The following is a 12,950-nucleotide window of genomic DNA, read 5'->3' as shown; positions in this document are numbered from 1 at the left end:
GGGTCTCCCGTCAGCGGCCCGCCGCCGGGACGAAACGGACCGGTGTGCCCGGGGTCGCCTGTGCCGCGGCGGGCAGGTCTTCCTGGCGCACGACCGCGACCACGGGATAGCCGCCCGTCGTCGGGTGGTCGGCGAGGAACACGACCGGCCTGCCGTCCGGCGGAACCTGCACGGCCCCCAGGACCATTCCCTCACTGGGGAGTTCGCCCTCCGAGGCCCTGAGCAGGGGCGGGCCCTCCGTTCGCAGGCCGATGCGGTTGCTCGCCGACGACACGCGGTACGCGCGCGTGGTCAGCGTGCGCAGGGACGCCTCTGTGAACCAGTCCGCGCGCGGCCCGAGCGAGATCCGCAGCACCAACTCACGGGGCGGTCCGGGTTGCGGTGCCACGTCCACGCGCGTGTGCGCCGACGACACCGTGCCCAGGGGGAGCACCGCGCCGTCCGCGAGGGGGGCCGGGCCGAGCCCGGAGAGCAGGTCGGTCGACCGGCTGCCGAGGACCGGCTCGACGGCCACCCCACCGGCGAACGCCGCGTAACTGCGTACCCCGGAGAGCGCGGGTCCGAGGTCGAGGAGCGCGCCGGCCGGGACCCGTACGGGCGCGCCCCAGGCGACCGGCCGTCCGTCCAGGGTCACCGTGCACGGAGCGCCCACCACGGCGACCGTCACGTCGCAACGCGGCCGTACGGCACATCCGTTGAGGGTGGTCTCCAGGACGGCGGCCCCGGGCGGGTTGCCGACGAGCCGGTTGGCGAGGCGGGACGCGGGGAGGTCGAGCGCGCCGGAGTGCGGCACCCCGAGATGGGCGTGTCCGGGTCGGCCCTCGTCCTGGACGGTGGTCAGCGCTCCGGCCCGGACGACGGCCATGGCACGGTCCGTCACGCCGTCACCTCCGGTACGAAACGGACCAGGGTCCCTGGGGCGAGCAGCGCGGCGGGCACGCGTGCGTGGTCCCACAGCACGGTGTCCGTCGTCCCGATCAGCTGCCAGCCGCCGGGCGACGAGCGCGGGTACACGCCCGTGTAAGGCCCCGCGAGCGCCACGGAACCCGCCGGGACGGACGTGCGCGGCGTCGACCGGCGCGGCACGTCGTAGCGGGCCGGCAGCCCTGTCAGATAGCCGAAGCCGGGAGCGAACCCGCAGAAGGCGACCCGGAACTCGGCTGCCGCGTGGATGCGGGGCACGTCCTCGACGGCAACGCCCCACAGTGCGGCGACGTCCGCCAGGTCGGGGCCGTCGTAGCGGACGGGGATGTGCACGGCGTCGTCCTCGCGTGGAGCCGGCGGCGGGAGCTCCCAGTGGGGCAGCTGCGCGGCGAGGCGGCCCGCGGGCTCGTCGAGGCCGTCGAGCAGCACGGTGCGGGCCGCGGGCACGATCTCGCGTACGCGCAGTTCGCCGACGGCGCGGCGGCGCAGCAGCTCGGCGTGGAGCGCGGCGGCCTCCTCGCCTCCGGAGACCTCGACGAGCAGCGCGCGGTCGCCGACCGGAAGGGCCTTCATGCGAAGGCCTCCACCCGGACGCCCGCCGACTCGAGCTGTGCCCGCACCCGGCGGGCGAGGTCCACCGCGCCCGGGGTGTCCCCGTGCAGGCACAGGGAGCGCGCGCGTACCGCGATACGCGCCCCGTCCTGCGAGGTGACCGTTCCGAAGCGGGCCAGGCCGACGGACCGCTCGACCACGGACTCGGGGTCCGTCACCACGGCGCCCTCGCTGCCGCGCGGCACGAGCGTGCCCCGCGCGGTGTAGGCCCGGTCCGCGAACGCCTCGGTCACCACGGGCAGTCCGGCCTCGTCGGCCACCTCCAGGAAGCGTGATCCGGGAAGCCCGAGGACGGGCAGGGTGTCATCCGCGAGTCGGACACCGTCGACGACCGCGTGGGCCTGTTCCTCGTCGTGGACGACACGGTTGTAGAGCGCTCCGTGCGGCTTGACGTAGGCCACGCGCGTGCCCGCCGCGCGCGTGAAGACCTCCAAGGCGCCGATCTGGTACGCCACTTCGGCCGACAGCTCGTCGGGCGGCACGTCCATGGCGCGCCGCCCGAACCCCGCCAGATCCCGGTACGAGACCTGGGCGCCGACCCGGACACCGCGTTCGGCCGCGAGGGCGCACACGCGGCGCATCGTGGCCGCGTCCCCGGCGTGGAAGCCGCAGGCCACGTTGGCGCTCGTGACGACGGACAGGAGCTGCTCGTCGTCGGTGAGGCGCCAGCGGCCGAAGCCCTCGCCCAGGTCGGCGTTCAGGTCGATGGTCACCGCCGTCGGCGGGGCCTGCGTGGTCAGTGAGGTCATGGAACCCTCTTCTCCCGGTGGGGTGTTGCGGGATCAGGCGACGCGGTACTGCTCGTCGCGGGCGTCGGTCAGGAACATGCGGCCGGGCGCGTGCGTGATGGCGAACGGCGGCCGTGAGGCCGTCACCGCGGCCTGGGGGGTGACGCCGCACGCCCAGAACACGGGGATGTCGCCCGGCTGCGGCGCGACGGGATCACCGAAGTCCGGCCGCCCGAGATCCTCGATGCCGAGCCCGGACGGCTCACCGCAGTGCACCGGACTGCCGTGCACGGCGGGCAGCAGCGCGCTCTCCCTGATCGCCGCCGCGAGATGTTCCGGCGGGACCGGCCGCATCGACACCACCATCGGCCCCCGGAGCCGCCCCGCGGGCCGGCACTGGCGGCTGGTCGTGTACATCGCGACATTGCTGCCCTGTTCGATGTGGCGCATCGGCACACCGGCCTCGGACAGCGCCCACTCGAACGTGAAGCTGCACCCGATGAGGAACGACACGAGGTCGTCGCGCCAGTGGTCGACGACGTCCGTCGGCTCGTCGGTCAGCTCGCCGTGCTCCCATACGCGGTAGCGCGGCAGGTCGGTGCGCAGATCGGCGCCGGGAGCCAGCGGGGTGGTCCAGGCTCCCGCGTCCGTGACGTCGAGTACGGGACAGGGCTTGGGGTTGCGCTGGCAGAACAGCAGCATCTCGTAGGCCCAGTCGGCGGGAACCGAGATGAGGTTGGCCTGCGTGTGGCCGCGCGACCAGCCCGCGGTCGGCCCCGAGGCGCCGGCGCGGATGCGGGCGCGGGCCTCGGCCGGGCTCCACGCGTGCGCGTGGCTGTCGACGAGATCCGTACCGCTCGCGGGCGAGTCGGGGGTGAGGGTCTCCGTGAGGCGGTCCTGCGTGCGGCTCACAGGAGTTCCCTTCCACGGGTCTCGGGCAGTCCGAAGAGGGCGATCACGGCGAGTGCGTACCCCACCGCACCGAAGATGAGTGCGCCGCCGACGCCCCAGCTGTCGGCGAGGTACCCGACGAGCGTGGGGAAGACGGCTCCGACGGCACGTCCGGTGTTGTACGTGAAGCCCTGTCCCGTGCCGCGCACGGCCGTCGGGTAGAGCTCGCTGAGGAACGAGCCGAAGCCGCTGAAAATGGCCGACATGCAGAAGCCGAGCGGGAAACCGAGCACAAGGAGAAGGTTGTTGGCCCCGTCGGGGATGCTCGTGTAGGCGGCGATGCTCACCGCGGACAGCAGCGCGAAGAGCGCGATGTTGCGCTTGCGGCCGAGAAGGTCGGTGAGATAGCCCCCGGCCAGATAGCCGGCGAAGGCGCCGGAGATCAGGAACGTGAGATAGCCGCCGGTGCCGACGACGGTCAGGCCGCGCTCCGTCTTGAGGTAGGTGGGCACCCAGGTGGCGAGCGTGTAGTAGCCGCCCTGGACACCCGTGGACAGGAGGACGGCGAACAGGGTGACGCGCCGCAGGCCGGGAGCGAAGATGGCCGCGAAGGAGCTCTTCCGCGCGCTCGTGTCCAGCTGCTCGGTCGCCTTGGGGGCGTCCTGCACCTGGCGCCGTACCCACAGGACGAGGAGTGCGGGCAGGGCCCCGGTCCAGAACATCACCCGCCACGCGAGGTCGTCGCCGAGGAACTGGAACACCAGCGTGTAGACGACCACGGCGAGCGCCCAGCCGACCGCCCACGCGCTCTGCACCGCTCCCAGGGTGCGGCCGCGGTTCCTGGCCGTGGCGTACTCGGCGACGAGGATCGCGCCGACCGCCCACTCACCGCCGAAGCCGAGGCCCTGAAGGGCGCGGAAGACCAGCAGGGTCTCGTAGTTGGGGGCGAATCCGCAGGCCACGGTGAAGACCGCGTACGTGACGACCGTGATCAGCAGGGCCTTCACGCGGCCGATGCGGTCCGCCACGACGCCGGCGACGGCGCCGCCGATCGCGGAGACGACGAGCGTGACCGTGGTCAGCAGGCCGGTCTGGCCGCTGTCGAGCCCGAAGTACGCGGCCAGCGCGACCATGCTCAGCGGCAGCGTGAAGTAGTCGAACGAGTCGAGCGCATAGCCGCCGAAGGCGCCCCCGAAGGCGCGTCGGCCGCGCGGGCCGAGATCGCGCAGCCAGCCGAACGCGCCCTCGGAGGGCGGGAGTTCACCAGAGTGCGCGGGGGATGCGGTCACTGTCGCGTCGGGCGGTGGGGTCGTGCTCATGGGCACCTCGCAGGAGGGGATGGGGGGCTTCCTGAGTGGGCTGAACCGATGGACGCGGAGCGTGGGGGGATCCGCGTCTGTCCGCCAAGGTAGAGGATCGTTGAACGATCCCTCAATACCCATGTTGTCTCGTTCTGGTATCTGCGCTTGAATTCGGGCGTGGCCGAACTGAACGGACTGGCGGACGACCGCGCGCTCCTTGGGCGCACCAGCACCGCCGAGCGGGTCGCGGACATCCTCAGGAGCCGCATCGCGGAGGGGTACTTCCCGCCGGGGACGCGGCTGTCGGAGGACAGCATCGGCGGCGCACTCGGCGTCTCGCGCAACACGCTGCGCGAGGCGTTCCGGCTGCTCACCCACGAGCGGCTCCTGGTGCACCAGCTCAACCGCGGCGTCTTCGTACGCGTACTCACCGTCGAGGACGTCGAGGACATCTATCGCATGCGCCGCCTCGTCGAGTGCGCCGTCGTACGCGGCCTCGGCCGGCCCCCGTACGCCCTCGGAGGCCTGGCCGACGCGGTCGCCGACGGGCTCCGAGCCGCGAAGGCGCGGGAGTGGAAGGGCGTCTCCACCGCCAACATCCACTTCCACCGGGAGCTGGTGGCACTCGCGGGCAGCGCGCGGACCGACGAGCTGATGCGCAGCGTCTTCGCCGAACTGCGCCTCGCGTTCCACGTCGTGGACGACCCCCGCCGCCTGCACGAGCCCTATCTCGCCCGCAACAAGGAGATCCTCGAGACGCTGGAGGCGGGGCGCCGCGACGAGGCCGAGCGGCTGCTCGCCCAGTACCTCGACGACTCCCGCGAGGGCCTGGTCGACGTGTACGGCCGACGGGTCGCCGAGGGCGAACAGCCGGACGGCTGACGGGCGGCGGAGGGCTCCGCACCCGGCGGCGCGACGTCCGCGGGGACTGCGGTGCGGGCCTTCGCGGGACCTGCCGTGCGGGCGGTCGCTGGACCCGCGGTGGGGGCGGTCGCTGGACCCGCGGTGGGGGCGGTCGCTTCTGCGCCGTTTCGACCGTTGTCAGACCTAGGACCTAGTCTGTGCTCCGTGACTTCGCCTGCCACCACGGAATCCGTTCCGCCCCAGCTCAGCGCGGGGCCGCGGCCCGCACCGGGCCCGGCCGCCGACGAAGGGCTCGCGCGCCGCCTTCGCGCGCTCGCCTGCACCGCGCCGCTGCACGACCTCGACGTGCGCAAGGCCAATCTCGCGGGCGAGTACTCCGGATACGGCATGGCCGAGGTGGCGCTCTCCGCCATCGACCTCGTCACACTCAACATGGACTTCGACACGGGCGCCGACCACGAGCAGATAGTGGCCAGGCTCATCCCCCGCGTCGGCGCGCAGGCCCCCCGGCGCCCCGTCGCCGAGCACGAGCGCGTGGCCCGCTGGGTCCTGGAGAACCTGATCAACGTCGGCAGCGTCGACCGCGGCTTCCGCGCCGTGTACGGCACGTTCGCGCCCGACGGCTCCTATGTCCGCAGGGACTACGACTTCAAGCTGATCGAGGAGGTCCCCGGCTACGGGGGCAGCGTCTACCTCCGCACCACGGACGAGGCGGTCAACGTCCTGGTGGGCGCCCTCGACACCGACGTCACCAGCGCCCAGATCGCCGCAGAGGTGAAGCTGGAGGTGCTGATCAGCCGCGGCCGTCTCGCCGACGCCCAGCTCGCCGCCGAGCAGGCCAGGTACCGGACCGTGCAGTACTCCGAGACCCTGCGAAGGGCCCTGGACGCGACCCGGAGGAACGTCCGCGCGGTGGACTGGCTGAACGCCGTCCCGGACATGATCGCCGAGGCGCTCGACCACGTCGCCGACCGGTACCGCCACGAGAACGCGATCCTCACGAACATCCGCAAGGCCCGCGACGAGTCGGAGGACCCCGAGCACAAGCGGCGGGCCGCCGAGCTCGTCGACATCGTCAAGGACTGCATCCGCCGCCACACGCAGCTCCAGTCCCGCCTCCTCGAAGCGGGCCCGCTGTTCCGCGCCGAGCAGGACCGGCAGGCCTTCGCCGCGCCGTCCGCGCGCGCGGGCCTCGACCTGTACGGGCAGCTCGTCGCGCCCCTGCTGCCGCTGCCCGTCGAGCAGGCGGGCCGCGTCACCGACGCGTTCTTCGCGCGCGGCACGGGCATGCGGACGCCCGTGTCCGTACGGGTGGGGGACCTCATCGACATACTGCTCACGCCGCCCCAGGAGCGGGAGCACCTCGGCGTCGAGATGCCCGAGCCCGACCTGATCGCGACGCCCGACGACAGCCGCTTCAGCGAGGAGCAGCTCGCGAGCGCCATGGAGCTGCTCGACCTCCCCTCCGACGCGCCGCGCAGGCTCTCCGGACTGCTCGCCGAGGCACGTCGCCGCGACCCCGAACTGCCTTATCTGGTCGCCCTGCTGTCCGTCCACGCGGCCAGCCCGCCGGTCGGCACGGCCTACCGGCAGGGCGAGGAGAAGCTGCTGTTCGCCGTGGACGACGGCACCGAGCTCGACGACCCCGAGTTCGGCGGCGCCGACCTCATCGTCGGCACGGCCCTGCTGGACGCCGCGGGCATGGCGGCCGACCGGACGGAGGCCGCGTAGTGCCGATCACAGCGCACCGGGCCTCCGCGCCGCGCGCTTCCACCGACCCACACCCGAGCTTCGCAGCAGACCCGACCAAGGAGCACCAGCCGTGACCGACCACCCCGCAGAGCACGCCGCGTGGGGCGAGGCGGAGCCCTCCGAGGCTCCGGCGGCCGGCGCGCCCGTCACCCCGGCCGACGCCGCCGACGCGGCCCGTCTCGTGGCCTTCGGCCTCCAGCCCAAGCTGCAGCCCGCCCGCGACCAGGAGTACGCCGAGCTGCTGCGGCGCTACCGCGAGGACCCGCCGTTCGCGCGGCTCGCCGACGCCGTCGCCGCCGGGCTGGGCCTCGTCGTCCTGGAGGTCTCCACGCGCGCGGGGATGGCCGTGACCGCCGCCGAGGACTCCGTCTTCGCCGTCCGGATGGGCGACTACGCGCGCCGCACCTCCGCCGACGGGACCGACCGCTTCCTGCACGGCCTCGCGCACCTCGCCGTCGCCGCCATGGCGTTCCCGCGCCCCGAGGACCTCGCCGACGACGGGTACATCGGCCGCGTCACGGTCAACGGCGTGGACGCCTTCGTCCGCCAGGCCTGCCGCCGCCTGGAGGAGCGCGCCGAGGAGCAGGGCGAGAACACCGACCCGGCCTCCGACGCCCCGGGCCTCGAGGCCGCGTGGCGCATCTGGGCCCGGCGCAGCTCGACCGGCGCCACGAAGGACGCGCGCCGCCTCGCCGGATCCACCACCGGCATCGTCGCCAAGGCCGTCGCCTTCCTCACCGACTCCGGGTTCCTGCAGAGAACGGGTGACGACTCGGGCGGCACCTACCGCACCACCGCCCGCTACCAGCTCCAGGTCCGCGACCTGGCCGGCACGGCCGCCCTCTCCGAGCTGGCGGACCTCGGCATCGTGCCGGTCACGGACGGCTCCGCGAGCCTCCTGCCGCCCGCGGACGAAGACGACGGGGAGCTCGTGGCCGACGCAGGACTCCCCTTCCACTCCTGACCGGCCACGCACCACCGCCCCACGACGTACCGCCTTACCGACTTACTACGACGAGAGTCCGCCGCCATGTACGAGCTGTCCCGGATTCGCCTCTACTCCATCGGGCCCGCCGGTGCGCGCTACGCCGACACCGTCCTGGACCTGCGGGGCGTCGGCGAGCCCGTGCCCGACCCCGCTCCCACCCAGGCGGAGTTCTTCGAGGACGAGCCCGTCGGGCCGCCGCGCCGCCCCGCGCCCGCCGGCGTGCTCTTCCTGGAGAACGGCGGCGGCAAGTCGGTCCTCCTCAAGCTGATCTTCTCCGTGATGCTGCCGGGCCACCGGAACACGCTCGGCGGCGCCAGCTCCGGCGTCCTGCGCAAGTTCCTGCTCGCCGACGACTGCGGGCACGTGGCCCTGGAGTGGCAGCACACCCTCACGGGCGAGTGCGTCGTCGTCGGCAAGGTCAGCGAGTGGCGGGGGCGGCAGGTCTCGAACGACCCGCGGAAGTTCGCCGAGGCCTGGTACTCACTGCGGCCCGGGCCCGGCATGAGCCTGGACTCGCTGCCCGTCGCCGAGTCCTCCGCCGTACGGGCCTCGACCGAGGGTGTCTCGGGCGCGCAGGGGCGGCGGCGCACCATGAAGGGCTTCCGGGACGCGCTCACGGACGCGGGCAAGGCGTACCCGCACCTCGAAGTGCACTGGGAAGAGATCCACGACCGGTGGAACGAGCACCTGGGCGACCTCGGCCTCGACCCCGAACTCTTCCGCTACCAGCGCGAGATGAACGCGGACGAGGGTGAGGCCGCCGGTCTCTTCGCCGTCAAGAAGGACTCCGACTTCACCGACCTGCTCCTGCGCGCCGTCACCGACACCCGGGACACGGACGGGCTCGCTGACCTGGTCAGCGGCTTCGGCAACAAGCTGGGGCGCCGCGCCGAGCTGATCGCCGAACGCGAGTTCACGGCCGGCTCCGTGGACCTCCTCGGCCGCATCGTGGACGCCGCGGACACCCGGGCACGCGCACGTGACGTGCACGCCGGGGCCGAGCGCCGCACCCGCACCCTGGCCCGCAGGCTCGCCGCCCGCGCCGCCCTGGAGCGCGGCCGCGCCGCCGACCTCGCCCAGCAGGTCACCGCCGCCGCGCACACCGTCGGTGAGGCGGAGCAGGCCCGCGGCCGCAGCGCCCTGATCGCCTCCGAACTGGCCTACCGGCACGCCTCGTTGGCGCTCGCCGGAGCCGAGAAGGCCGCCGCCGCACAGAAGCGCGAGCTGGCCGACGCGCGCACCCTGCACGCGGCCTGGCAGGCCGCCGAGGCCGTCCTGCGTCACCGCGCGGCCGCCGACCGCTCCGCGCGCGTGGCCGTCGCCATCCGCGAGGCCGAGCGGGACGCCGCCCCGGCCCTCGCCGCCCGCGCCAAGGCCGCGGCCGACCTCGTACGCGCCCTGCACGGAGCGGCCGAGAGCGCCGAGCAGCTGGCCAACGAGGGCGAGGAGCGTTCCGCCGCGCTCCAGGAGGCGGGCGAGACCGCTCACCGTGACGCGACCGTCGCCGCGACGGAGGCGCAGCGCGCCCGCAGCGAGGTCGGCCACCTGCGGCAGCGGCTCTCCGAGGTCGAGCAGGAGACAGCCGAGGCGGTACGGGCCGGCTGGCTCGACGACACGGCGCCCGACGCCGACCCCGCGCGCGCGGCGCTCGCCGCGAGTGACGCGGAGAAGACCACGGTCGCCGCCTGGGACACGGCGCGTGACGCCGCACGGCGCGCGAGCGAGCACTCCCGGGAGGCGGCCGGCGCCGAGGCCCGCGCCGAACTCACCGCGGCCCGCGCCGCGGACGCAGCCACGGCCGCCGAGAACGCGTACGGGGCCGAGCACCGCGCGGCGGGCGCCCTCGCGCGCGAGGAGCGCGTCGCCGAGATGCTCGGACTGTCCGGCGCGCCGGGGATCCCCGCCGCGGGGGTGCCCGCACCCAGGGACGCTGCGGCCGACGCAGGTGCGACCGGGCACGCCCGCGTGGCGACCGTCACCCGCGACCTCACCGAAACCCCGCTCACGGCCGAGGAGTTGGACCGCGCGGCCGACGACCTCAAGGCACTCCTCGACGACGGCGTCGCCTCCGCCGAACGCCAGCTCTTCGACCTGCGCACGGCCGCCGCCGACGACGCCCGCATCCTGGGCGCGCTCGGCGACGGCGGACTCCTGCCGCCGGGCCCCGACGTCCTCGCCACCGTCGAGTTCCTCGGCGAGCACGGCATCCCCGCCCTGCCCGGCTGGCGCTACCTCGCCCAGGCCGTCGACCCCGCGGACCACGCGCGCGTGCTCGCCGCACGGCCCGAGCTCGTCGACGGCGTCGTCATCACCGACCCCGACACGCACACCCGGGCCCGCGAGGCCCTCGGCGGCGCCGCCCTGCTGCCCCGCTCCGCCGTGGCCGTGGGCACGGCGGCCGCCCTGCTCGCCCCGACACCCCACGAGGAGACCGGCGACAGCGGCGTCTTCCTCGTGACGCCGAACCCGGCGATGCACGACGAGCACGCCGCCGACGAGGAGCGGCAGGCGCTGCGCACGCGCGCGACGGAGCGCGACGAGGAGATCCGCGCCCTGGCCGCCCGGCTCTCCAAGGACCGGGAGCTCGCCGCCCGGATCGGCTCGTGGCGCACCGGCTGCCCGGCCGGACGCCTCACTGAACTGGCCGCCGCCGCACAGGAGGCGCGCGCCTTCGCCGACGAGGCCGAGGCCGAACTCGCCGAGGCCCGCACCGTGGGCGCCGAGGCCGACGAGACCTCGGTCGAGGCGACCCGCGTACGCGACGAGCGGCAGGACGCGGCCCAGCGCGCGCGGCGCGTCGCCGACGCCCTCGCGGGCCTCGCGTTCCGGCTGCGCGAGCGCGCCGGCTGGCAGGTCAAGCTGCGCGAACTCGCCGACGAGGCCGTCGAGTCGGAGGCACGCGCCCAGACGTGCCTGGAGCGGGCCCGCTCCGCCGACGAGGACCGCAGGGCGGCCCAGCGCGCCGCCGACGACGCCCGCCGTACCGCCCGCGCCCTGCGTGCCGAGCGTGCGGAGATCGCCGGCGCCCCCGACGACGTACCGGCGGACCTGGAGCAGCCCGCTTCGGAGAGCGCCGCGCCGAAGCCGTCGCTGCCCGCCCTGCGCGAGGCGTACCGCGCGGCGTCGCAGGTCTACGAGAAGGTGGGCGTCGGCGCTGACCTGCGCGCCGAGCAGGCCCGCGCGGAGAGCGACGAGAGCGCCGCGCTCGCCGAGCTCGACCGGCTCAGCAACAAGGTCCGCACCCGCGCCGCCCAGCTCCTGGAGTCCCCCGACGGCTCCGACGGGCCGTCACGGCAGGCCGCCGCGGCCCGCGCCGACGAGCTGGTCCAGATCCTGGAGGCCCGCGTCTCCACCGCGAGCGAGCAGCTCGGACGCCTGCGCGGCGAGGCCGAGCGGCACGCGCCCGGGGACGGCGACGACGCCCACACCGAGCTGCCCGAGGACCTCGTCCCCACCGGCGCCGAGCACGCCCAGACGCTCCTGCGCACCGCCACGGGCGAACTGGCCGCGCGCACCGATGCGTTGACCGTGGCACGCGCCGCCCACACCGAACTCCTCGACGCCCACCGCGCCGCCGAGGAAGCGACCGGCGGCTTCGAGGAGACCGCCGCGCTCCTCAAGGACCTGCTGCGCGAACACCCCGACCGGCACGAGTCCGAGCAGGACGAGCCCGAGCCCTACCCTGGCACCCTCGAAGAGGCCCGGCACGCGGCGGCCGAGGCCCGGCGCTCCCTGCGCGGCTGCGCCGCCGACCTGTCCGCCGCCGAGGCCTCCGTGCGCGACGCGAGCGACATCCTCGTACGGCATGCGAACGCCACGCGCTACGAGCAGGTGCGTACGCCCGCCCGGCAGCAGATCCGCGAGCTGCCCGCCTCGTCGCTGCCGGAGCACGCGCAGAAGTGGGCCGATGCGTTCGCGCCCCGGCTGCGTGTCCTGACCGACGAGCTGGAGCAGCTGGAGCGCAACCGCGACTCGATCGTGGACCGGCTGCGCGGGCTCGTGGAGTCGGCGCTCGCCACGCTGCGCTCCGCCCAGCGACTGTCCCGCCTCCCGGAGGGGCTCGGCGAGTGGTCGGGCCAGGAGTTCGTGCGGATCCGCTTCGAGGAGCCCGACCAGGCGACCCTCGTGGAGCGGCTCGGTGAGGTCATCGACGAGGCGACCCGTGCCGCCGTCAAGAAGAACTCCGACCTGCGCCGCGACGGCATGTCCCTGCTCCTGCGCGGCGTCGCCGCAGCGCTCCAGCCCAAGGGCATCGCCGTCGAGATCCTCAAGCCGGACGCCGTGCTGCGCGCCGAGCGGGTCCCCGTCGGTCAGATGGGCGACGTGTTCTCCGGCGGTCAGCTGCTCACCGCAGCCATCGCCCTGTACTGCACGATGGCCGCCCTGCGCTCGAACGACCGGGGCCGCGACAAGCACCGGCACGCGGGCACGCTGTTCCTCGACAACCCGATCGGCCGCGCCAACGCCACGTACCTCCTCGAACTCCAGCGGGCCGTGTCGGACGCGCTCGGTGTGCAGCTCCTGTACACCACCGGCCTGTTCGACACGACGGCACTCGCCGAGTTCCCGCTGGTCATCAGGTTGCGCAACGACGCGGACCTCAGGGCCGGGCTGAAGTACATCAGCGTCGAGGAGCACCTGCGGCCGGGCCTGCCGCAGCAGGACCCGGCCGAGGAGACCGTGCACGGAGAGATCACGGCGACGCGCATGTACAAGCGCCCCGCGAACCAGCCGAGTTAGAGCCGGCCTGGTGAGATCCGGCTGCCGAGTCGGAGCTGACGGGCTTGGAACCGACCGACCTGGAACCGGACGGACCTGGAACCGGACGGACCTGGAACCGACCGACCTGGAACCGACCGACCTGGAACCAGACGGCCGGGCCTCTCATCG

General features: G+C 74.3%; 9 protein-coding genes. 4 read left to right on the top strand and 5 right to left on the bottom strand.

Annotated elements, in window-relative coordinates:
- Positions 1-10 precede the first annotated feature (10 nt).
- From LGI35_RS10225 to LGI35_RS10205, 5 genes are read right to left on the bottom strand one after another with little or no spacing between them, the layout of a single operon-like run.
- The gene (locus LGI35_RS10225; protein WP_227293581.1) at positions 11-880 is read right to left on the bottom strand and encodes a 5-oxoprolinase subunit C family protein; all 870 of its coding nucleotides are present in this window, start codon (positions 878-880) and stop codon (positions 11-13) included.
- Entirely contained in the window at positions 877-1,497 is a 621-nt protein-coding gene (locus LGI35_RS10220; RefSeq protein WP_227293580.1) for a 5-oxoprolinase subunit B family protein, read from the bottom strand. The genes LGI35_RS10225 and LGI35_RS10220 overlap by 4 nt, the downstream gene beginning before the upstream one ends.
- Complete coding sequence (locus tag LGI35_RS10215) at positions 1,494-2,285, bottom strand: LamB/YcsF family protein (RefSeq protein WP_227293579.1); 792 nt, start codon at positions 2,283-2,285, stop codon at positions 1,494-1,496. Before LGI35_RS10215 ends, LGI35_RS10220 begins: the two co-directional genes overlap by 4 nt.
- A 33-nt stretch (positions 2,286-2,318) precedes the next feature.
- On the bottom strand, positions 2,319-3,176 hold the full coding sequence (locus LGI35_RS10210) for a putative hydro-lyase (protein WP_227293578.1): 858 nt from the start codon (positions 3,174-3,176) through the stop codon (positions 2,319-2,321).
- The gene (locus LGI35_RS10205; protein ID WP_227293577.1) at positions 3,173-4,474 is read right to left on the bottom strand and encodes an MFS transporter; all 1,302 of its coding nucleotides are present in this window, start codon (positions 4,472-4,474) and stop codon (positions 3,173-3,175) included. The genes LGI35_RS10210 and LGI35_RS10205 overlap by 4 nt, the downstream gene beginning before the upstream one ends.
- A 159-nt stretch (positions 4,475-4,633) precedes the next feature.
- Here LGI35_RS10205 and LGI35_RS10200 point away from each other — a divergent pair, with 159 nt between their 5' ends.
- The 4 genes from LGI35_RS10200 to LGI35_RS10185 all read left to right on the top strand — a co-directional run bounded on the left by LGI35_RS10200 (position 4,634) and on the right by LGI35_RS10185 (position 12,800).
- Positions 4,634-5,338, top strand: a complete 705-nt coding sequence (locus tag LGI35_RS10200; RefSeq protein WP_227293576.1) for a GntR family transcriptional regulator — start codon at positions 4,634-4,636, stop codon at positions 5,336-5,338.
- 186 nt (positions 5,339-5,524) lie between these two features.
- Positions 5,525-7,051 (top strand): hypothetical protein, encoded by a 1,527-nt coding sequence (locus tag LGI35_RS10195; protein WP_227293575.1) that lies wholly within the window; start codon positions 5,525-5,527, stop codon positions 7,049-7,051.
- 91 nt (positions 7,052-7,142) lie between these two features.
- Positions 7,143-8,036 carry a hypothetical protein gene (locus tag LGI35_RS10190; RefSeq protein WP_227293574.1) on the top strand — a complete coding sequence of 298 codons (894 nt, stop codon included), beginning with the start codon at positions 7,143-7,145 and terminating at the stop codon, positions 8,034-8,036.
- 66 nt (positions 8,037-8,102) lie between these two features.
- Entirely contained in the window at positions 8,103-12,800 is a 4,698-nt protein-coding gene (locus LGI35_RS10185) for a coiled-coil domain-containing protein (protein WP_227293573.1), read from the top strand.
- Positions 12,801-12,950 lie beyond the last annotated feature (150 nt).

Origin of the sequence: Streptomyces longhuiensis (assembly GCF_020616555.1) — a bacterium.
GTDB lineage: Bacteria > Actinomycetota > Actinomycetes > Streptomycetales > Streptomycetaceae > Streptomyces > Streptomyces longhuiensis.
This window is presented reverse-complemented; position numbering and strand designations above follow the sequence as displayed.

Excerpts from the sequence above, each read along its gene's own strand:
- LGI35_RS10220 (WP_227293580.1), bottom strand. The coding sequence starts at position 1,497 with ATGAAGGCCCTTCCGGTCGGCGACCGCGCGCTGCTCGTCGAGGTCTCC.
- LGI35_RS10215 (WP_227293579.1), bottom strand. The coding sequence starts at position 2,285 with ATGACCTCACTGACCACGCAGGCCCCGCCGACGGCGGTGACCATCGAC.
- LGI35_RS10205 (WP_227293577.1), bottom strand. The coding sequence starts at position 4,474 with ATGAGCACGACCCCACCGCCCGACGCGACAGTGACCGCATCCCCCGCG.
- LGI35_RS10185 (WP_227293573.1), top strand. The coding sequence starts at position 8,103 with ATGTACGAGCTGTCCCGGATTCGCCTCTACTCCATCGGGCCCGCCGGT.